Genomic DNA, 19,757 nt, shown 5'->3' with positions numbered 1-19,757 from the left:
GCGCCCCTGCGGCTCACGGGCGCGGCTCGTCGTCGCGTCGTCCTCCCCCCTGTTCTGCCCAGAGCTTGGCTCGCACTCACGTTTCCCCAGGAGGGGCTGGGTCGTTGGGATCGTCGTGATGCACGTACAGACGCGCGCGTGGCGCGCAGGGGCCGTCCTTGCCGCGGCACTGACCTGGGTGGCCGTCCTGGCCGGCTGCACTTCGAGCGGGGTCGGCGACGTGTTCGGCAGGCCTGCCGCGCCCGACGACGTCATCCGCGTCTCCCCCGACGACGGCAGCAAGGGCGTACACGCCGGGGGGCGGCTGCGGGTCCGGGTGCCGAGCGGCCGCCTCGAGTCGGTGACCGTCGTCAGGTCCCAGGACGGCCGGGAGTTCCCGGTGCTCGGGCGCCTCTCCGCCGACGAGACGGTCTGGAAGCCCGACGATCCCCGGTTGGTCCTCGCCGCCGAGTACACGATCGACGCGGTGGCCCTCGACGGTGACGGCCGACGGGTGGCCCGCCACGCCACCTTCACCACCTTCGTTCCCGACCGGCGCTTCGTCGGGTACCTCATGCCGGAGAACCGTACGACCGTGGGCACCGGAATGATCGTGTCCGTCCAGTTCAACCGGCAGATCGCGAATCGTGCCGCGGTCGAGCGGGCGATCCGCGTGACGGCCAGGCCGGCCGTCGAGATCCGCCCCCACTGGTTCGGCGACAAGCGCCTCGACTTCCGGCCCCGGCAGTACTGGAGGCCCGGCACCAAGGTGACCGTCGCGCTGCGGCTGCGTGATGTGGAGGGCGCGCCCGGGGTGTACGGACTGCAGTACAAGAACGTCTCGTTCACGGTCGGACGCAGTCAGGTCTCGCTCGTGGACGCGGCCGCGCACACCATGAAGGTGCGCCGTGACGGCAAGGTGGTCGCCACCGTGCCGATCACCGCGGGCGCCCCCAGGACCACCACGTACAACGGGAAGATGGTCGTCATGGAGATGCTCGCGGTCACCCGTATGAACAGCCGCACCGTCGGCTTCGGCGGCGAGTACGACATCCCCGACGTGCCGCACGCCATGCGCCTGACCGAGTCGGGCACCTTCGTCCACGGCAACTACTGGTCGCCCGACGCCCCCGGGCGCGTCAACGTCAGCCATGGGTGCGTCGGTCTGAAGGACGTCAAGGGCGGCGGGTCCGGCACCCCCGCGGGCTGGTTCTTCGACCGCAGCCTCGTCGGCGACGTGATCGAGGTCGTCCACAGCGACGACAAGAAGGTGGCACCCGACAACGGGCTGAGCGGCTGGAACATGAGCTGGGACGAGTGGAAGGCCGGCAGCGCGGTCTGGTAGTGCCGCGTGGGGGGCACACGGGGGTGCGCGGCCCTTGGACGCGATGCGCCTGCGCGCGGCGTTGCATTGGGACTGAACAGTGACAATCGCGGGGAGTCATCGGGGCAGGGGGTGTGATTAATTTGCGCAATGCGCGCGCGGGTCGCGCAGGAGTGCGGGCCTCAACAGGCCGTGCGAGGGGAGAAACAACGTGAACGGGCGACCGATATCGGGGGCGTCGGTTGGTGCGGGGAAGCGCGGACGGACGGGGGTCGTGGCGCTGATATGCGGTGCCCTCCTGCTCGCCGCCACCGCGTGCGGCGGAGGAGGGGGCTCGGACGCAGGAGCCGGGGACGCCAAGGCGGGGGACGCGACCAAGTCCGCCAGCAAGCAGTCCCAGGCGGTCGTCACCATAGCCCCGAAGAACGGGGCCAAGGCGGTGGACACCAGCGGTGCCCTCAAAGTGACGGCCGCCAAGGGCAAGTTGACCGAGGTCAAGGTGGAGGACGCCAAGGGCACGGAGGTCGCCGGGTCGATAACCGGGGAAGGCGCCACCTGGACGCCCGCCACACATCTCGCCGCCGCCACCACGTACAAGGTCCACGCGGTCGCCAAGGACTCCGCGGGTCTCACCTCCGCGGAGGAGTCCTCGTTCACCACGCTCACCCCGAAGAACACCTTCATCGGCAACTTCCGGCCTGAGGACGGTTCCACCGTCGGTGTGGGCATGCCGCTCTCGATCCGGTTCACCCGGGGCATCACCCACCCGGCCGACGTCGAGAAGGCCATCAGCATCAAGACCGAACCGGCCGTCGACGTCCGCGGCCACTGGTTCGGCAACGACCGCCTCGACTTCCGCCCCGAGAACTACTGGCAGGCCGGCACCAAGGTCACCGTCCGCCTGAACCTCGACGGCGTCGAGGGCCGCCCCGGGGTGTACGGCAAGCAGGCCAAGACCGTGAGCTTCACCATCGGCCGCAGCCAGGTCTCCACCGTCGACGCCAAGAGCCACACGATGGTCGTCAAGCGCGACGGCAAGGTCCTCAAGACCCTTCCGGTGACCACCGGCAAGCCGGGTTACGACACCTGGAACGGCCAGATGGTCATCAGCGAACGCCTGGTCGTGACCCGGATGAACGGCGAGACCGTCGGCTACGGCGGCGAGTACGACATCAAGGACGTGCCGCACGCGCAGCGCCTGACCGACTCCGGCACCTTCATCCACGGCAACTACTGGGGTGGCGGCGCCTTCGGCAACTACAACGCGAGCCACGGATGCGTGGGTCTGCGCGATGTGCGCGGCGGCTACGACAAGTCGGTACCGGCCTCCTGGTTCTACAACAACTCGATGATCGGTGACGTCGTCGTCGTGAAGAACTCCAACGACAGGACGGTCGCGCCCGACAACGGACTCAACGGCTGGAACATGCCCTGGGACGAATGGATCAAGTAGCTCCGATCCGGTGACCCGGGCCCGGTGTGCCGCTGTGAGCGAGCACACCGGGCCCGTCGCCGTTAATGGCCGTTAACCTTCCTGCATGACTGTGCATCTCGAAGTCGCCGAGGGCGTGGGCACCCTCCGTCTGGACCGCCCGCCCATGAACGCGCTGGACGTCGCCACCCAGGACCGGCTCAGGGAACTCGCCGAGGAGCTCACGCGCCGCGAGGACGTGCGCGCCGTGATCATCCATGGCGGGGAGAAGGTGTTCGCCGCGGGCGCGGACATCAAGGAGATGCAGGGCATGGACCATGCCGCGATGGTCCTGCGCTCCCGCGCCCTGCAGGAATCCTTCACCGCCATCGCCCGCATCCCCAAGCCGGTCGTCGCCGCCGTCACGGGCTACGCCCTCGGCGGGGGCTGCGAGTTGGCGCTGTGCGCGGACTACCGCATCGCCGCCGAGAACGCGAAGCTGGGGCAGCCCGAGATCCTGCTCGGCCTGATTCCCGGTGCCGGCGGCACCCAGCGTCTTGCGCGTCTGATCGGCCCCTCCAGGGCGAAGGACCTGATCTTCACGGGCCGTATGGTGAAGGCGGACGAGGCGCTGAGGCTCGGTCTGGTCGACCGGGTGGTGCCGGCCGAGGACGTGTACGCCGAGGCGCACGCCTGGGCGGCCAGACTGGCCCAGGGCCCGGCGATCGCGCTGCGCGCCGCAAAGGAGGCCGTCGACACGGGCCTGGAGACGGACATCGAGACGGGCCTTGCCGTGGAACGGACCTGGTTCGCGGGGCTGTTCGCGACCGAGGACCGTGAGCGGGGGATGCGCAGCTTCGTGGAAGAGGGGCCGGGCAAGGCGAAGTTCCTCTGATCGGGCCGTCACTGTCCGTGCACGGCGGGCGAGTTGACCATCAGAGATGAGAATCATTCAGTAAATCACCCCGAACCTCTTGCAGTTGACGCCGTGTCTCACCCGGGGTCCCTCGATGGGCGGTTTATCGCAGCCTTAAGGCAACCTTAAGTGCGCCTCGGTACGCACACCTGGCGATTGCCCCCGACTGGCCTGTTTCCGCAGGTCGGTCGGGGTGCGGGCGGCCCTGAATTGCATCTGGCATATGCCGGGTGAATGGTGTGGAATGTGTGTGTCCGGGGGTCGTTTTCCGTCGTAACACCTCCGGACGGCTCTCCCGGCGGCCATGATGAGTCCATGGCGGGGCTGGAGGGTATCGAACAGCCGCGGCGGCACGGGAGTGCAACCGCGGCACGCTGGTCGCCGGCGATCGAGGACGAACGGGCGCACAAGGCGCTGGAGTTGTTCGGGAACCCTACGGAGGCGGAGGTGCCGCTGCCGTCGCGGCCCGAATCCGCGGCCACCGCACGACGGCTCACCCAGGTCGTGATTCTGCGTCACTGGGGGCTCACTCCGAGGATGACCGAGGACGCGGTCCTGCTCGTCTCCGAACTCGTCGGCAACGCGGTGCGGCACACCGGGGCGCGTGTCTTCGGGTTACGCATGCGGCGGCGCCGGGGCTGGATCCGGGTCGAGGTCCGTGATCCCTCCCGTGGGCTGCCCTGTCTGATGCCGGTTCAGGAACTGGACGTGAGCGGCAGGGGCCTTTTCCTCGTCGACAAGCTCTCCGACCGCTGGGGCGTCGACCTGCTGCCGCGCGGCAAGACGACCTGGTTCGAGATGCGGGTCGCCGACCGCTGATCCCCTGCGGCACCCGCCGTCCGCGGAGCGGGCCGAGCGACCCGCCCCCGCACTCGTCGGGCCAATCGCCGCTTTTGCGACCTTCGCGCCCTTAAATGGGAAGAGTGACCACGCCCGTCCCTCCCACATCGCCGGACCCCGACACGGGCCCCGAGCGTACGGTGCCCGACCGCCGCACGGCGCTGCGCGCGGGCGCGGGAGTCGCCGCCGGTGCGTTCGCCGCCGCCTGCGCCCCCGGTGGCGGCGTGGTGCACCGGCCCCTGCCCTCCCGCGCCGCCGGCACCTCGCGTACCTCGTCCGCGGCTCCGACGCCCCGCTCCTATCCGCACCAGCCGGACCAGATCACCCACGGCCCACGGGACCACCCCCGGGTTGCGCTCACCTTCCACGGCCAGGGCGACCCCGGCTTCACCCGGTCGATCCTCGACACGGCGGAAAAGGCCGGGGCGAAGATCACCGTGCTCGCGGTCGGAACCTGGCTCGACGCCTATCCGGACGTCGCCCGGCGCATCGTCGACGGCGGTCACGACCTCGGCAACCACACACTGCACCACGGCGGTATCAACACGATGTCCGAGTCGGACGCCACCGCCGAGATCCAGGGCTGCGCCGACCGACTGCGGCGGCTCACCGGATCCATCGGCACCTGGTTCCGCCCGTCCCGCGCGCCCCGGGCGACCGACGCCGTCGTGCGTCTTGCCCGCCGCGTCGGCTACCCGCACGTCCTGTCGTACGACGTCGACTCCCTCGACTACACCTCGCCGGGCGCCTCCGCCGTCACCCGCAAGGTCGTCGACGAGGTCCGCAACGGGTCCGTGGTGAGCCTGCACCTCGGCTACCCGGACACGGTCACCGCCTTCCCCGTCCTTCTGCACGAACTCGACCACCGCGGCATCTCCGCGGTGACCGCCACGGAGCTGCTGAGCTGATGCACACCACGACCGCCATGCGTGTACTGATCGCCGGCACCGCACTCACCGCGCTGGCCGGCTGCGGCATCGGCTCGTCCCACAAGGACGAGACCCGTCCCTCCGGCAGTGCCGTCGCGCCCACCCAGCAGCAGCGGACCGTCCGGACCCTGCCGGGCATGCCCCCGGTGCTCGATCCGAAGGACCTCTACGCCGCGGACCGTCCCCACCGGCTCTCCGAGGTGGTCAAGGACTTCCCGGCCCGCGTCTACGTCCCCAACACCAACTCCAACACGGTGTCCGTCATCGACCCCGGGACGTACAAGGTCATCGAGACGATCCGGGTCGGCCGCCAGCCCCAGCACGTCGTGCCGTCCTGGGACCTGAAGACACTCTGGGTCAACAACGACCTCGGCAACTCCCTCACGCCCATCGACCCGAGGACCGGAAAGGCGGGCGCCCCGGTCGACGTCCACGACCCCTACAACCTGTACTTCACGCCGAACGGCAAGTACGCGGTGGTGATGGCGTCCAAGGACCGCAGGCTGGTCTTCCGCGACGCACACACCATGAAGGTGGCGAAGTCCCTGCCGGTCGACTGCCTGGGCGTCAACCACGCCGACTTCTCCATCGACGGCCGCTACTTCATCGTCTCCTGCGAGTTCAGCGGCGAACTCCTCAAGGTCGACACCGAGAAGATGGAGGTGATCGGCCGGCAGAAGCTGCCGTTCCGCGGGGCCATGCCGCAGGACGTGAAGATCTCGCCGGACGGCACGACGTTCTACATCGCCGACATGGAGGCCGACGGGCTGTGGATCCTCGACGGCGACCGCTTCGGCCAGCCCTCCTTCCTGCGCACCGGCAAGGGTGCGCACGGCCTCTACGTGAGCCGGGACTCCCGCGAGATGTACATCTCCAACCGCGGCGAGGGCACCGTCTCCGTGTTCGACTTCGCGACGCACCGGCTGGTCAAGAAATGGCGTCTGCCCCAGGGCGGCAGCCCCGACATGGGCGGTGTCTCGACGGACGGCACGGTGCTGTGGCTCTCCGGGCGCTACAACTCCGAGGTGTACGCGATCGACACCCGGACCGGGCGTCAACTGGCCCGCATCAAGGTGGGCAGCGGTCCGCACGGCCTCGCCGTGTACCCGCAGCCCGGCCGTTACTCGCTGGGACACACGGGTGTCTTCCGATGACACACGGCCCGTCGTGGCGTCGGCCCGGTACACGTCAGGGCGCGAGGAAGAGCGCCTCCGACGCCACCGGGCGGTATCCGGCCGCCTGGAACGCGCGCAGACTGCGGGCGTTGCCCGCCGACACCTGGGCCCACACCGGTTCGCCCCCGCTCAACCGCCGCGCCGCCGAGACCAGCGCACGTCCCAGCCCCCGCTGCCGTGCCTCCGGGGCCACCTCGACGGCGACCTCCAGGCGTCCGGCCACCCCGCGCCCGAGGACGAGCAGACCGCCTTGTGCGGTCCACACCCGCACGTCGTCCCGGCGCCTGCGCGAGGCGACCACCCGGGGATGACCCGGGTCGTCGATCCGCCGCAGCGGCAACGGCGGTTCACCTGCCTGTGCGGAACCGACCACGAGCACGTCGATCGTGTCGGTCGTGCGCCCGGTGCGTGCCATGAAGGCGGCGAGGAATCGGGCGTTCATCGTCGCGGCCAGCGCGTCGCACTCGATGCCCCGCAGTGTTCCGAGCACCCAGTCCGGATCCTCGTCCGTGAACACGACGGAGTGCGCGGTGAAGGCGATGATCCCCGCGTCACGCGGGGAGTGCTGGCGCACGACCGTGGTGCCGCCGTCCGCCGGAGGGAAGACGTCCCGCGCGGCGGCGTCCAGAATGTCCCGCAGGCCGTCGGCCATGAGTGCGTCTCCTCGGCTTGAGTCTCCACCCACTGGAAGGCCCACACTCGCAGACATGATCGAGAACGGCACCGGCCTTTTCACCATCGGCGAACTGGCCAGGGCTACCGGACTGACCGTCCGCACCATCCGCTACTGGTCGGACGAGGGCGCCCTGCCCCCGGTGGCCCGCTCCTCGGGCGGCTACCGGTTGTACGACGCCGCATCCGTGGCCCGCCTCGAGCTGATCCGCACCCTGCGCGAACTGGGTCTCGGCCTGGAGGACGTGCGCAGGGTGCTGGGCGGCGAGGCGACGGTCGCCGAGGTGGCGGCCGCGCACGTGGCGGCCCTGGACGCGCAGATCGGCGCTCTGAAGGTGACCCGGGCGGTGCTGTCGACCGTGGCGCGACGTGGCTCGAGTGCGGAGGAGATGACCCTGATGAACAAACTGGCGAGGCTGTCGGCGGCCGAGCGGAAACGGATCATGGAGGAGTTCGTGGAGGAGCTGCTCCACGGGCTCGACACCGTGGACCCGGCGATCCGGGAGCGGATGCGGCGTTCCGCGGCGGACCTGCCGGAGGACCCGACACCCGAGCAGGTCGACGCCTGGGTGGAACTCGCCGAGATGCTCCAGGACCCGGAGTTCCGGGCCACGATGCGGAAGGCCACCGAGTTCAACGCCGCGGACCGGGGACCCGACGTTCCCGCCGGGGCATCCCTGTGGTTCGTCAAGCGCCTGGTGGAGTTGGTGGGGGCGGCACGGGAGCGCGGGATCGCCCCGGAGGCCCCGGAAGCCGGTCCGGTGCTGCACGACCTGCTCGGGGACGCCGACCTGGCCGCCGTACAGGACCGCATGGAGACGGCCTTCGACGGACGGGTCGCCCGCTACCGGGAACTGCTGTGCGTCGTCAACGGGCAGCCGGCACCGCAGCACAGGGAGGAGTTCGCCTGGGTGGTCGCCGTACTGAGGGCGCGGACGGGCCGTTAATCTGACCTCGTCAGCAGGACGGCCGTACGACGTGACGGCAGAGGCACCATGAAGGGGCGGATCGGTGGCGGACATCGAGGAAGCACGCAAGCAGTTCGAGCGGATCGATGCGGACGGTGACGGATTCATCACCGCCGCCGAGTTCAAGTCAGCCCTGGCCCAGGGGGGCGACTGGAACGTCACCGACACGGTGGCGGAGGCGGTCATCAGGACCCGCGACCTCAACGGCGACAAGGTCCTGTCGTTCGACGAGTTCTGGACCTACCTGAGCAACTGAACCGATGACGAGGGGGGTGTCCTTGACCCGGCCGGGTCAAGGACACCCCCCTCGTCGTACCCGCCCTTGGAGCCGCGCCGCACCCGGCCTCGCCCGAACGGGGTCACCCCGACGGCGTACGTCCGGAATAGTCCGACGGAACCGGAGGTTGGTGCTCCCCACAACGCTGTGCAAGGACACCGACCCCCCGGAAGGGCGAGGCGAGTCATGAAGATCGGCATCATCGGCGCGGGCAACATCGGCGGCAATCTCACCCGGCGGCTCACCGCCCTCGGGCACGACGTCTCCGTGGCCAACTCCCGTGGCCCGCACACCCTCACCGCACTGGCCGAGGAGACGGGTGCGACCCCCGTCACCGTCGCGGAGGCGGCCCGCGACGCCGAGGTGGTCGTGATCACGGTCCCGGTGAAGGCGGTCCCGAACCTGCCGTCCGGGCTGCTGGACGGGGCGGCGCCGGGGGTTGCCGTGATCGACACCGGCAACTACTACCCCCGGGAGCGGGACGGCAGGATCGCGGGCATCGAGGACGACGGCCTCACCGAGAGCCGCTGGACCGAACGGCAGATCGGCCACCCGGTCGTCAAGGCCTTCAACGGCACCTTCGCCCAGGACATCCTGGAGCGCCCGCGCCCGGCCGGCGACCCCGACCGCATGGCGCTGCCGGTCGCGGGCGACGACGAGGCGGCCAAGCACCGGGTGCGGGACCTCATCGACGCCCTCGGCTTCGACACGGTCGACGCGGGCGGCATCGACGACTCCTGGCGCCAGCAGCCCAACACCCCGGTCTACGGGCTGCGGGCGGGCACCGGAGCCGTCACCGAGGCGCTGGCCGAGGCCTCGCCCGAGCGCACGCCGGAGTTCCGCGGCTAGGGCCACCCCTGGGGCACGTGGACCCGGTCGGCGGCCGTTCCTCACCGGGCCCCGCGCGGCGCGCGGTCACCCTCCGGCCGCCCACGTGCCCAGGGCGGCTCTGCTCGTGAAGTCGGCGACGTCCCGGTCCAGGGGGTCGGAGGTGTACTGGTGGAAGAGCCACTTCGCCTTGATGCGGGGCTTGCCCGCCGTCACGTAGTCGGCGATCCACAGACCGTCGCCGGCGTACGAGGTGGTGTCGATGTTCAGCCAGAAGTTGCGGCTCGCATAGAGCAGAACCCGGTTGTGCGGCCGGAGTTGTTTGATCCTGCGGATGAACTGGTCCTTCTCGGCGTTGCTCGCGTGCGTGCCGTCGCCGGTCGTCTCCCAGTCAACGGCCAGCAGATCGCCGGCCCTCTCCGGGGCGTTGCCGACGAAGTAGTCCGCCTGCGCGGAGATGTTGCCGGGCCACAGGAAGTGGTAGAAGCCGACCACGCAGCCGGCGTCCCGTGCGGTCTTCGTCTGTGCGGTGAGTCTGGGATTCACATAGGAACGCCCCTCCGTCGCCTTGATGAAGACGAAGGAGAGGCCGTCCGTGTCGTACGAGGACGATTGGTAGGCGCTGATGTCGATGCCTCGCAGCATGGGGGCTCCCTGAAGTGTGCCGGTGGGGGACAGGGATGGTTGCCTTGTCACCATGACACGGGTGATATGCCCCAAAAGCTGGATGTTCAGCCCTGGTTGACGGCCTGACTGCGGGCGGATCGGGCCGAGGCCGCGGTCGGTGCCTTCGGGTCCCGCGGCCGCCCTCGCCTTCGCACTCGCCAACTTCGCTCAGGCGAGAGCGAGTTGGCGGAAGCCGGGTCGGCCGGCGCCCGTCAGCACTCGATGATGTTCACGGCGAGACCGCCGCGCGCCGTCTCCTTGTACTTCACGCTCATGTCGGCACCGGTCTCCTTCATGGTCTTGATGACCTTGTCGAGGGAGACCTTGTGGCTGCCGTCGCCGCGCATCGCCATGCGGGCCGCCGTGACGGCCTTGACCGCCGCCATGCCGTTGCGCTCGATGCACGGGATCTGCACCAGACCGCCGACCGGGTCGCAGGTCAGGCCGAGGTTGTGCTCCATGCCGATCTCGGCCGCGTTCTCGACCTGCTCCGGCGTGCCGCCCAGCACCTCCGCGAGCGCGCCCGCCGCCATCGAGCAGGCCGAGCCGACCTCGCCCTGGCAGCCGACCTCCGCACCGGAGATGGACGCGTTCTCCTTGAAGAGCATGCCGATCGCGCCGGCGGCGAGCAGGAAGCGCACGACCCCCTCCTCGTCGGCACCGGGCACGAAGTTGATGTAGTAGTGCAGTACGGCGGGGATGATGCCCGCGGCGCCGTTCGTCGGGGCCGTGACCACACGGCCGCCCGCCGCGTTCTCCTCGTTCACGGCCATCGCGTAGAGCGTGATCCACTCCATGGCGCGGGAGAGCGGGTCGCCCTCGGCGCGCAGCTGGCGGGCGGTGACGGCCGCACGCCGACGCACCCGCAGGCCGCCCGGCAGGATGCCCTCACGCGACATGCCGCGCGCCACGCACGCCTGCATCACCCGCCAGATCTCCAGCAGGCCCTCGTGGATCTCCTCCTCCGTGCGCCAGGCCCGCTCGTTCTCCAGCATCAGCGACGAGATCGACAGGCCCGTCTCCTTCGTCAGGCGCAGCAGCTCGTCGCCCGTGCGGAAGGGGTATTTGAGCACCGTGTCGTCCAGCTTGATGCGGTCCGCGCCCACCGCGTCCTCGTCGACGACGAAGCCGCCGCCCACGGAGTAGTACGTCTTCGACAGCAGCTCGTCGCCGGAGGCGTCGAACGCCCACAGCGTCATGCCGTTCGCGTGGTAGGGGAGCGTCTCGCGCCGGTGCAGGACCAGGTCGTCGTCGAAGGAGAAGGCGATCTCGTGCTCGCCGAGCAGCCGGATCCGGCCGGTGGTCCTGATGTCCTCCACCCGCTGGTCGGCGGTCTCCACATCCACCGTGCGCGGCGAGTCGCCCTCCAGGCCGAGCAGCACCGCCTTGGGCGTGCCGTGGCCGTGGCCGGTGGCGCCGAGCGAGCCGTACAGCTCCGCCCGTATGGACCCGGCCGAGTCCAGCAGGCCCTCGTTGCGCAGCCGCAGGGCGAACATGCGCGCAGCGCGCATGGGGCCGACCGTGTGGGAGCTGGACGGGCCGATACCGATCGAGAACAGGTCGAAGACCGAGATGGCCACGGTGACTCCTCAGGTGCAGGGGGTGGTGCTGGGGGCGGGGCACCGCGCACGAGCATGTGCTTCCAGTGTGCGCGATGCCCCGGGGTGTCTTACTTCCGCAGGCCCGGGTACAGCGGGTGCTTGCCGGCCAGGGCCGTGACCCGGGCCTTCAGCGCCTGCGCGTCGTAGGACGGCTTGAGCGTCTCCGCGATGACGTCGGCGACCTCGGCGAAGTCCGCGGCCGTGAAGCCGCGGGTCGCCAGGGCGGGCGTGCCGATGCGCAGGCCCGAGGTGACCATCGGCGGGCGCGGGTCGTTCGGGATCGCGTTGCGGTTGACCGTGATGCCGACCTCGTGCAGCCGGTCCTCGGCCTGCTGTCCGTCGAGCTCGGAGTCGCGCAGGTCGACGAGGACGAGGTGCACATCGGTGCCCCCGGACAGCACGTCCACACCCACGGCCCTGACGTCGTCCTTCACCAGACGCTCGGCGAGGATCCGGGCGCCCTCCAGGGTCCGCCGCTGCCGCTCCCTGAACTCCTCGGTGCCGGCGATCTTGAAGGCGACCGCCTTGGCGGCGATCACGTGTTCCAGCGGTCCGCCCTGCTGACCGGGGAAGACCGCGGAGTTGATCTTCTTGGCCAGCTCGGCGGTGGACAGGATCACACCACCGCGAGGGCCGCCCAGCGTCTTGTGGGTCGTGGTGGTGACCACATGGGCGTGCGGCACCGGGTTCGGGTGCAGGCCCGCCGCGACGAGACCGGCGAAGTGCGCCATGTCGACCATGAGGTACGCGCCGACCTTGTCCGCGATCCGGCGGAAGGCGGCGAAGTCCAGCTGCCGCGGATAGGCGGACCAGCCGGCCACGATCAGCTTCGGCCGGTTCTCCTTGGCCAGGCGCTCGACCTCGTCCATGTCGACGACACCGCCGTCGCCGACGTGGTAGGCGACCACGTTGTAGAGCTTGCCGGAGAAGTTGATCTTCATTCCGTGGGTCAGGTGCCCGCCGTGCGCGAGGTTGAGACCCATGATCGTGTCGCCGGGCTGCAGCAGAGCGAACATCGCGGCCGCGTTCGCCTGCGCGCCGGAGTGCGGCTGCACATTGGCGTGCTCGGCGCCGAAGAGTTCCTTGATGCGGTCGATGGCGATCTGCTCGACCACGTCGACGTGCTCGCAGCCGCCGTAGTAGCGGCGGCCGGGGTAGCCCTCGGCGTACTTGTTGGTGAGGACCGAGCCCTGCGCCTCCATGACCGCGACCGGGGCGAAGTTCTCCGAGGCGATCATCTCGAGGGTGGACTGCTGGCGGTCCAGCTCGGCGTCGACGGCCGCGGCGACGTCCGGGTCGAGCTCGTGCAGGGGTGTGTTCAGAAGCGACATGTGGTGCTGTGACTCCTCAGCCGGCGATGTGAGCGTCGTACTCGTCGGCGGTGAGCAGGTCGGCGGGCTCCTCCGTGACGCGCACCTTGAACAGCCAGCCGCCCGCGAAGGGGGCGGAGTTCACCAGCGACGGGTCGTCGACCACGTCCTCGTTGACCGCCGTGACCTCGCCGCCGACCGGTGAGTAGAGGTCGCTCACCGACTTGGTCGACTCCAGCTCGCCGCAGGTTTCGCCCGCGGCCACCGTGTCACCGACCTCCGGGAGCTGGACGAACACGACATCGCCGAGGGCGTTGGCCGCGTGCTCGGTGATACCGACCGTCGCGACGCCGTCCTCGGCGGCCGACAGCCACTCGTGCTCCTTGCTGTAACGCAGCTGCTGGGGGTTGCTCATGGCCTGAATTCTCCTGTAAGTGGGAGGAGTGTGGTGATGGGGGACTGATGGAGACGCTCGTGAGCAGGGGACGGACGCGATCGCGGTCCCGTCCGCCCTGGCCCAGTCTCTACTTCTGGCGCTTGTAGAACGGCAGCGCCACGACCTCGTACGGCTCGTGGCTGCCCCGGATGTCCACCCCGACCCCGGGGGCGCCCGGCGCGCAGTGCGCGGCGTCGACGTACGCCATCGCGATCGGCTTGCCCAGCGTGGGGGAGGGCGCGCCCGAGGTGACCTCGCCGATCACCTCGCCGCCCGATACGACCGTGTAACCCGCGCGCGGGACGCGACGGCCCTCGGCGACCAGGCCGACCAGGACGCGCGGCGGGTTCTGCTCGGCGCGCTCGGCGGCCCGGAGCAGGGCCTCGCGCCCCACGAAGTCGCCCGCCTTGTCGAACTTCACGACCCGGCCCAGTCCGGCGTCGAACGGGGTCAGGGCCGTGGTGAGCTCGTGGCCGTACAGCGGCATGCCCGCCTCGAGGCGCAGCGTGTCCCGGCAGGAGAGGCCGCAGGGGATGAGGCCCACCGGCGAGCCCGCCTCCGTCAGCGCGAGCCACAGCTTCTCGGCGTGCTCCGGAGCGACGAACAGCTCGAAGCCGTCCTCCCCGGTGTAGCCGGTGCGGGCGATGAGCGCCGGGACGCCGGCGACCGTGCCGGGCAGCCCCGCGTAGTACTTCAGTCCGTCGAGGTCGGCGTCGGTCAGCGACTTCAGGATGCCGGGGGACTCGGGGCCCTGTACGGCGATCAGCGCGTAGGCGTCCCGGTCGTCGCGCACCTCGGCCTCGAATCCGGCGGCCCGTTCCGTGAGCGCGTCCAGCACGATCCGGGCGTTGGAGGCGTTGGCGACGACCATGTACTCCTGCTCGCCGAGCCGGTACACGATCAGGTCGTCCAGGATGCCGCCGTCCTCCTGGCAGATCATGGTGTAGCGGGCGCGGCCGACCCCGACGGAGGAGATGTTGCCGACCAGGGCGTGATCGAGGAGCTGGTTCGCCTGGGGCCCGGTGACGGTGATCTCACCCATGTGCGAGAGGTCGAACAGACCTGCCTTCGTACGCACGGCCAGGTGCTCGTCACGCTCGGAGCGGTACCGCAGGGGCATGTCCCAGCCGGCGAAGTCGGTCATCGTCGCGCCCAGCGAACGATGCAGGGCATCGAGCGCGGTACGGCGCAGGGGGCTGTTGCTGCTCATCGGTTGTGCTCCCGGGGCGATGGGTCCCTCGCACGGGCGAGCCGGGCGCAGGGGAGGGCGAGGTCGTTCCTCCCCATCTGTCATCGGAACCTGAGAGGTTCGCCATGACTCCCGAGACGGGTCGTCAGGGCTTGCACCTTGGGTGGAGCCACCGGAGGCGGCTCGCTTTCCAGATGTGCCTCGCCCGCGCGGTATCGGGGGCCTGAGAGATTCAAGGGAGGGACTTGCTCCTTCGGCGTCCGGCACACAGACGTGTGCCAGGAACTCTCCCGCGCGGATTCAAGCGGCCGGTATGCAGTTGGCGCGCACATCATTGCACGCCTCGCCGCGTGGTGGCAGGGCGGCATCTGTGACCGGCTTGTGGCGGCACCAGCATGAAAACGAGAGACCAGCGCATTACCTTCTCTTTACACTCGACGGGCAGGCAACTTCCTGACCCATGGGGAGGGCGATGACGGTGAACAGGACGACGGTGTACGCCACGACCTCGGGCCTCGCGGTGTCCGGGCAGCCCGGTGCCCCGGCGCGGGGTGCCTGCGGAGAGCTGCGCAAGGGCGTGGTCCGCGATCTGCGCGACCGTGCGGGCCGCAGCCCGCACGGGCTCACCTTCCCCGCGGGCGACATCGTCGTCGTCACGGGTCTGCCCGGCAGCGGCAAGTCCACGCTGATGCGGCGCGCCGTGCGAGGTGTCCGGGTCGACTCCCAGGACACCAGGGACCGCTGGGACACCCGTCTGGCCCGCTTCCTTCCCTACGCGGTCTACCGCCCCCTCGTCCGTCTGGCGCACTACGTGGGTCTGCACCGCGCCCTGCGCTCGGGTACCGGGGTCGTCGTGCACGACTGCGGCACCCAGCCCTGGGTCCGCGGCTGGCTGGCCCGCTCGGCACGGCGCCGCGGCGGCACGCTCCGGCTTCTTGTGCTCGACGTCTCCACGGACACGGCCCTGGACGGACAGCAGGCGCGCGGCCGCGGCGTCTCGCGGTACGCGTTCCTCAGGCACCGCAGGGTCACCCGCCGTCTGCTGCGCTCCGTCGAGCAGGGCCGGCTGCCCGAGGGCTGCGGCTCGGCGGTGCTGCTCGACCGGGACGCGGCGGACGTCCTGCGCCGGATCGACTTCGCGACCGAATGACCGTCCGCGCGCACCCGCTAGCCTTTTGTGCCACAGCAGTGGTTCTGAGCAGGCGGTAAGCAGATGGATCTTCCGGCGGACCTTCCCGCGGACTTCCCCCCACAGGCACAGCCCCATCCGCACGGCGGATGGCCCGGCAACGAACTGGAGGAGGTGCTCTCCGCCTCCCTCGGCGTGCCCGGGGCGGGCGGCCGGATCATCGAGGTACTCGGTCGCAGCTTCCTCTGGGTGCCGCTGCCCGGTGACGGCGGCCCGCACAGCGGCCCGCTGGACCTGCCCACGCTGGAGATCGAGGGACAGGTGTTCGTCCCGGTGTTCAGCTCGGAGGAGCAGTTCCGCCAGGTCGTCGGCAACCACATGTCGTTCACGATCGCCCCCGCCGTCGAGTTCGCCCGCGGGCTGCCCGCGCAGGTCGGGATCGCGGTCAACCCGGGCGGGGTGGTCGGTGTGCCGGTGCCGCCGGACGCGGTGGCCGAGTTGTGCCGTGCCGGGACGACCGCGCTGGACGGCCTCGTGAGCGGCGGCCGGGTCCGTCTCTTCGAACCGGACTGGCAGGAGGAACCGGTCGACTTCCTGGCCGCCGCCTCCGCCGAGTTCGCCGCGACCGGGGTGGTGATGAGCGCGCGCCGCTGCCTGGCCGCCATCGAGACCACCGACCCGGTGATGTTCATAGGCGTCGAGCTCGTCGCCTCGGGACCGGACGCGCGGACCCCCGCGCTGGACGCGCTCGGCCGGGCGCTCGGCCGGGTTCCGGTGAGGACACCCGTGAACATGGTGTTCCTGGACGTGGCGCAGGACCCGGTGGGGGACTGGATGCGCGAGCGGGTGCGCCCCTTCTACCAGTACGGTTACTGAATCGTCGGCGAGCGCGGCGCCCGACGCCCGGACGATGTGGGGCGGCGCTCGTCAAGTTGCTGTCAAGATGGCGCCTTAACCTGGTTTCATGGCCGGAGCGGGGGAAGCTCGCGACCGGCCGGGGGCCGGCCCGCGGCGATCCACATGGGGGTGCGGTGTCCCCGGGCAAGGAAGAATGGCTCGGTCGGGGCGGTGCGGCTCGGTTCGCGCCGACGCTCCGGAGCCATCCTTCGGGGTTGTCAGGTTCGTGGTGAAGGGGCGGTAGAGGGTGAGCGCGTCGGGCACGGCCGCGGCCGGGCAGGTCGAGCACATGCTGCGCCAGGTGACGCCCGGGCGTTACGACGCCTACGAGGCGCTTCTTCGCGCGCTCGCGAACCCGTCGTCCGGCCAGGTCTGGATGCTGCTCTGGCACGGCCAGGCCGGTTCCCCCGACGCCCAGTACGGGAACATGGAGGTGGGCGGCCACGGCTACGCGCCCTGTGTCACCTCCGCCCAGGAGCTCTCGGCCAGCGGCTGGAACCGCTCGTACGAAGTGGTCGACGGCCTCGACGTGGCCCGCACCCTCTACCCGGACCACTACGGGCTGTGGCTCAACCCGCACGCACCGGGCGGCGGTGTCGGCATCCCCTGGCCGGATCTGCGACGGATCGCCACCGGTCTCGAGCGCCAGCCCGCCGGACCGCTGCGGCTGTCCGAACCGGCCATCGAGATCCCGCAGTTCTACGCCCTCCTCGCGCAGAACGCGCACCGCACTCCCGCGCTCCGCTCGCTGCGCCGGGCCTGGGTGCAGCCCGCCCTCGGCGCGCCGTACCTGGCGATCGGCCTGGATGTGTACGACACCTCGCCGCCCGCCGTCGACTCGGTACGCGCGATGATGCAGCAGTCGATCGGCGCCGTGCCCGACGGCCTGCCCGTCTCGACCGTCGTGATGTCCGACGACTACGACCCCGTCGTGCTGTGGTTGCGCGCCGGCGCCCGCCCGTTCTACGACCGTGAGGCCCATGCGGCCCCGGTCCAGGCTCCCGCGGCCGGAGGCTACGGGTATCCGCCGGTCGGCGGGGGCTACTGACCTCCCTCTTCCTTTCCCTCTCCTTCCCCGCCGCACCGCTCGCCGCGCCGGCCGCTGCCGTCGACGTGTCTGCCGCAGCGGCGCGGCGTTCGGCGCGGCAGCAGCCAGGGCCGAGGATGCGCGTCTGCCGCGCGGGGCAGCTCCCCTCGCCGCGCACGCGGCTCGGCGCGTTCAACAGTGCTGCGCTGCGGGCGAGTTGCCCATCAGGATGCCCTTGCGCGATGACCACTGGCGGCGGTGCCGCCGTACGCCGTCCACCCCGGTCGACGATGCGTGCCGGGCTCGACGGCCCGCGGAAGGCCGCCTGGCGGACGAACTCGTGATCATGGTCCCGAAGCGCGGTGACGGCGGCGCAGCCCCGTACAGGACCGTCAACGGTGTCCGCCTGCGCCGCCCGTCCTCCGTGAAGGCACTCGGTGCCAGGGGACCCGCGACCCCCTCACAACAGGCGAATCGTTCCCGGTGCGGATTCTCCCCAACAGACAGGGTCTGTTCCGCAGGTACGGCGTCATACTGACCGGGTGTCAGCTCGTCTCCGGCCGGCGGGACGGGCCCGGACGACGCATGTCGTCGAGCACGACCCGGGGTGAGGCGCCCGCTCCGGCGTCGTGGCCGTGAAGACCTGCCCGGCACCCGGCAGCGGCCGCCGTCCGAGGGCCCGTGGCGATCGCGCGCCGGATCGCAAAGCTTCGCTGGCAGGAAAGCGAGGTGGCTCCGGAATTTCGGTGCATGATGCATCGGAGTGCCCCGCAACGGGGGAAAACCCCTGCCGGCGCACTCCCGGCCTCCTGGCCTGCAAGTGCTGCAACCGCGAGGTGCGAACGGTGCGGGAGTGTCGGATGTTTCGCGGGCGAGGTTTCGGCGGCCCCTCGTCCGGTAGGCGCTCCTCGTTGTCCGGATAACAGAATCCCCCAGTCGTCATCACGGTTGCGCATACTTTCTCCATCAGACCTGGCGCGTGATCGTGAACGCGTTGAAGACTCGCCTCTCAGACGCGAGGCCATCGATCCTGCGATCGAACCAATCACTGGATCAGTTGGACAGTTGAGCCGCCACCATCGTGCGGCCGCCGCGGAGCACGTAAGCGAATCAAGCCGCCCACAGCGGCGGACAAAGGCCGGTGACCACCGGCCAGAGGGGTCAGGTCATTGTGACCGCACCGATCGAGACCACCGGCGCGGAGGCCGGAGCGCCGCCCGAATCTGTGCTCGCCGGGGCCAAGAAGAGCCAGATCGAGGGGCGTTCCCTCAGCCAGATCGCCTGGACCCGGTTCAAGCGGGACAAGGTGGCGGTGGCAGGTGGCATCGTCGTCATCCTGCTGGTGCTGATGGCGGTGCTCGCCAAGCCGATCGAGTGGATCTTCGGGCTCGACCCCGACAAGTTCCACCAGGACCTCATCGACCCTGCGCTGCTGGCGCCGAAGGGCGCCTGGGGCGGCATGAGTTGGGCCCACCCGCTGGGCGTGGACCCGCAGTACGGCCGCGACATGCTCGCCCGCATCATCGACGGTTCCTGGGTCTCGCTCCTGGTCGCGGGCGGTGCCACGCTCCTTTCGGTGGTCATCGGTACCGTGCTGGGCGTCGTCGCCGGCTACTACGGCGGCTGGATCGACAGCATCATCAGCCGGCTCATGGACACCTTCCTGGCGTTCCCGCTGCTGCTCTTCGCCATCGCCATCTCTGCCTCGGTGCAGGACGGCTTCTTCGGCCTGAACGGCCTGTCGCTGCGCATCTGCGTGCTGATCTTCGTGATCGGCTTCTTCAGCTGGCCCTACATCGGTCGTATCGTGCGCGCCCAGACGATGACGCTGCGGCGCAGGGAGTTCGTGGAGGCCGCCCACAGCCTGGGTGCCCGCGGCCCGTACATCCTGTTCCGGGAGCTGCTCCCCAACCTCGTCGCACCGATCCTCGTCTACTCGACGCTGATCATTCCGACGAACATTCTCTTCGAGGCCGCGCTGAGCTTCCTCGGAGTCGGTATCGCTCCGCCGCAGGCCTCCTGGGGCGGCATGCTCAGCAACGCCGTGGATCTCTACACCGCAGATCCGCAGTACATGTTCGTGCCCGGTATGGCGATCTTCATCACCGTCCTGGCATTCAACCTGCTGGGTGACGGGCTGCGTGATGCGCTCGATCCTCGCAGCAAGTGATCCATCGATAGAG

Annotated in this window: 19 protein-coding genes and 1 riboswitch; of the genes, 13 read left to right on the top strand and 6 right to left on the bottom strand. The window is 70.2% G+C overall.

The genetic code is table 11. The features are described from left to right. Positions 1 to 118 precede the first annotated feature (118 nt). The 6 genes from ACSHXN_RS13830 to ACSHXN_RS13805 all read left to right on the top strand — a co-directional run bounded on the left by ACSHXN_RS13830 (position 119) and on the right by ACSHXN_RS13805 (position 6,553). A complete protein-coding gene (locus ACSHXN_RS13830; RefSeq protein WP_355141171.1) occupies positions 119 to 1,324 on the top strand; it encodes a L,D-transpeptidase in 1,206 nt (401 codons plus the stop codon). A gap of 190 nt (positions 1,325 to 1,514) precedes the next feature. Further along, the gene (locus tag ACSHXN_RS13825) at positions 1,515 to 2,756 is read left to right on the top strand and encodes a L,D-transpeptidase (RefSeq protein ID WP_438303179.1); all 1,242 of its coding nucleotides are present in this window, start codon (positions 1,515 to 1,517) and stop codon (positions 2,754 to 2,756) included. Positions 2,757 to 2,841: 85 nt separating this feature from the next. Further along, entirely contained in the window at positions 2,842 to 3,609 is a 768-nt protein-coding gene (locus tag ACSHXN_RS13820; RefSeq protein ID WP_115976363.1) for an enoyl-CoA hydratase/isomerase family protein, read from the top strand. Between the two features lie 336 nt (positions 3,610 to 3,945). Beyond that, entirely contained in the window at positions 3,946 to 4,449 is a 504-nt protein-coding gene (locus tag ACSHXN_RS13815; protein ID WP_059128988.1) for an ATP-binding protein, read from the top strand. A 95-nt stretch (positions 4,450 to 4,544) separates the two neighbouring features. Beyond that, positions 4,545 to 5,378, top strand: coding sequence for a polysaccharide deacetylase family protein (locus tag ACSHXN_RS13810; RefSeq protein WP_355141177.1), 834 nt, complete (start codon positions 4,545 to 4,547; stop codon positions 5,376 to 5,378). Further along, complete coding sequence (locus ACSHXN_RS13805; RefSeq protein ID WP_355141179.1) at positions 5,378 to 6,553, top strand: YncE family protein; 1,176 nt, start codon at positions 5,378 to 5,380, stop codon at positions 6,551 to 6,553. Before ACSHXN_RS13810 ends, ACSHXN_RS13805 begins: the two co-directional genes overlap by 1 nt. 34 nt (positions 6,554 to 6,587) lie before the next feature. Here the strand turns inward: ACSHXN_RS13805 and ACSHXN_RS13800 are convergent, their stop codons facing one another. After that, positions 6,588 to 7,226: a GNAT family N-acetyltransferase gene (locus tag ACSHXN_RS13800; protein WP_355141181.1), complete on the bottom strand. Its 639-nt coding sequence runs from the start codon at positions 7,224 to 7,226 to the stop codon at positions 6,588 to 6,590. Between the two features lie 55 nt (positions 7,227 to 7,281). Here ACSHXN_RS13800 and ACSHXN_RS13795 point away from each other — a divergent pair, with 55 nt between their 5' ends. From ACSHXN_RS13795 to ACSHXN_RS13785, 3 genes are all read left to right on the top strand, one after another. Beyond that, positions 7,282 to 8,193 carry a MerR family transcriptional regulator gene (locus ACSHXN_RS13795; RefSeq protein WP_438303178.1) on the top strand — a complete coding sequence of 304 codons (912 nt, stop codon included), beginning with the start codon at positions 7,282 to 7,284 and terminating at the stop codon, positions 8,191 to 8,193. Positions 8,194 to 8,257: 64 nt separating this feature from the next. Beyond that, positions 8,258 to 8,470, top strand: a complete 213-nt coding sequence (locus tag ACSHXN_RS13790) for an EF-hand domain-containing protein (protein ID WP_355141185.1) — start codon at positions 8,258 to 8,260, stop codon at positions 8,468 to 8,470. Positions 8,471 to 8,638: 168 nt separating this feature from the next. After that, the gene (locus ACSHXN_RS13785; protein ID WP_356294476.1) at positions 8,639 to 9,340 is read left to right on the top strand and encodes an NADPH-dependent F420 reductase; all 702 of its coding nucleotides are present in this window, start codon (positions 8,639 to 8,641) and stop codon (positions 9,338 to 9,340) included. A 66-nt stretch (positions 9,341 to 9,406) separates the two neighbouring features. Here ACSHXN_RS13785 and ACSHXN_RS13780 read toward each other — a convergent pair whose 3' ends face one another. From ACSHXN_RS13780 to gcvT, 5 genes are all read right to left on the bottom strand, one after another. Continuing rightward, positions 9,407 to 9,964 carry a glycoside hydrolase family 25 protein gene (locus ACSHXN_RS13780; protein WP_356111085.1) on the bottom strand — a complete coding sequence of 186 codons (558 nt, stop codon included), beginning with the start codon at positions 9,962 to 9,964 and terminating at the stop codon, positions 9,407 to 9,409. 233 nt (positions 9,965 to 10,197) lie between these two features. Further along, positions 10,198 to 11,565, bottom strand: coding sequence for an L-serine ammonia-lyase (locus tag ACSHXN_RS13775; protein WP_059128980.1), 1,368 nt, complete (start codon positions 11,563 to 11,565; stop codon positions 10,198 to 10,200). An 89-nt stretch (positions 11,566 to 11,654) separates the two neighbouring features. After that, complete coding sequence (gene glyA, locus ACSHXN_RS13770) at positions 11,655 to 12,917, bottom strand: serine hydroxymethyltransferase (protein WP_438303177.1); 1,263 nt, start codon at positions 12,915 to 12,917, stop codon at positions 11,655 to 11,657. A gap of 16 nt (positions 12,918 to 12,933) precedes the next feature. Continuing rightward, complete coding sequence (gene gcvH / locus ACSHXN_RS13765; RefSeq protein ID WP_356294471.1) at positions 12,934 to 13,311, bottom strand: glycine cleavage system protein GcvH; 378 nt, start codon at positions 13,309 to 13,311, stop codon at positions 12,934 to 12,936. 109 nt (positions 13,312 to 13,420) lie between these two features. Next, a complete protein-coding gene (gene gcvT, locus ACSHXN_RS13760; RefSeq protein WP_355131740.1) occupies positions 13,421 to 14,542 on the bottom strand; it encodes a glycine cleavage system aminomethyltransferase GcvT in 1,122 nt (373 codons plus the stop codon). A 179-nt stretch (positions 14,543 to 14,721) separates the two neighbouring features. Next, a riboswitch (glycine riboswitch) is annotated at positions 14,722 to 14,824 on the bottom strand. 169 nt (positions 14,825 to 14,993) lie between these two features. Between gcvT and ACSHXN_RS13755 the strand changes: the two genes are divergently transcribed. The 4 genes from ACSHXN_RS13755 (at position 14,994) to ACSHXN_RS13740 (ending at position 19,744) form a co-directional block, all read left to right on the top strand. Then, the gene (locus ACSHXN_RS13755) at positions 14,994 to 15,671 is read left to right on the top strand and encodes an AAA family ATPase (protein ID WP_356111080.1); all 678 of its coding nucleotides are present in this window, start codon (positions 14,994 to 14,996) and stop codon (positions 15,669 to 15,671) included. 63 nt (positions 15,672 to 15,734) lie between these two features. Then, on the top strand, positions 15,735 to 16,526 hold the full coding sequence (locus ACSHXN_RS13750) for an enhanced serine sensitivity protein SseB (protein WP_355131742.1): 792 nt from the start codon (positions 15,735 to 15,737) through the stop codon (positions 16,524 to 16,526). A gap of 268 nt (positions 16,527 to 16,794) precedes the next feature. Further along, positions 16,795 to 17,595, top strand: coding sequence for an enhanced serine sensitivity protein SseB C-terminal domain-containing protein (locus tag ACSHXN_RS13745; protein WP_355131743.1), 801 nt, complete (start codon positions 16,795 to 16,797; stop codon positions 17,593 to 17,595). Between the two features lie 1,150 nt (positions 17,596 to 18,745). Beyond that, positions 18,746 to 19,744: an ABC transporter permease gene (locus ACSHXN_RS13740; protein ID WP_355131744.1), complete on the top strand. Its 999-nt coding sequence runs from the start codon at positions 18,746 to 18,748 to the stop codon at positions 19,742 to 19,744. The last annotated feature ends 13 nt before the right edge of the window (positions 19,745 to 19,757 follow it).

This window comes from Streptomyces sp. HUAS TT11 (assembly GCF_051553595.1).
GTDB lineage: Bacteria > Actinomycetota > Actinomycetes > Streptomycetales > Streptomycetaceae > Streptomyces.
This window is presented reverse-complemented; position numbering and strand designations above follow the sequence as displayed.

Bases quoted from the DNA above. Each gene is read 5' to 3' on its own strand.
- ACSHXN_RS13830 (WP_355141171.1), top strand. From the start codon at position 119: ATGCACGTACAGACGCGCGCGTGGCGCGCAGGGGCCGTCCTTGCCGCG.
- ACSHXN_RS13820 (WP_115976363.1), top strand. From the start codon at position 2,842: ATGACTGTGCATCTCGAAGTCGCCGAGGGCGTGGGCACCCTCCGTCTG.
- ACSHXN_RS13815 (WP_059128988.1), top strand. From the start codon at position 3,946: ATGGCGGGGCTGGAGGGTATCGAACAGCCGCGGCGGCACGGGAGTGCA.
- ACSHXN_RS13810 (WP_355141177.1), top strand. From the start codon at position 4,545: ATGGGAAGAGTGACCACGCCCGTCCCTCCCACATCGCCGGACCCCGAC.
- ACSHXN_RS13805 (WP_355141179.1), top strand. From the start codon at position 5,378: ATGCACACCACGACCGCCATGCGTGTACTGATCGCCGGCACCGCACTC.
- ACSHXN_RS13800 (WP_355141181.1), bottom strand. From the start codon at position 7,226: ATGGCCGACGGCCTGCGGGACATTCTGGACGCCGCCGCGCGGGACGTC.
- ACSHXN_RS13795 (WP_438303178.1), top strand. From the start codon at position 7,282: ATGATCGAGAACGGCACCGGCCTTTTCACCATCGGCGAACTGGCCAGG.
- ACSHXN_RS13780 (WP_356111085.1), bottom strand. From the start codon at position 9,964: ATGCTGCGAGGCATCGACATCAGCGCCTACCAATCGTCCTCGTACGAC.
- glyA (WP_438303177.1), bottom strand. From the start codon at position 12,917: ATGTCGCTTCTGAACACACCCCTGCACGAGCTCGACCCGGACGTCGCC.
- gcvH (WP_356294471.1), bottom strand. From the start codon at position 13,311: ATGAGCAACCCCCAGCAGCTGCGTTACAGCAAGGAGCACGAGTGGCTG.
- gcvT (WP_355131740.1), bottom strand. From the start codon at position 14,542: ATGAGCAGCAACAGCCCCCTGCGCCGTACCGCGCTCGATGCCCTGCAT.
- ACSHXN_RS13755 (WP_356111080.1), top strand. From the start codon at position 14,994: ATGACGGTGAACAGGACGACGGTGTACGCCACGACCTCGGGCCTCGCG.
- ACSHXN_RS13750 (WP_355131742.1), top strand. From the start codon at position 15,735: ATGGATCTTCCGGCGGACCTTCCCGCGGACTTCCCCCCACAGGCACAG.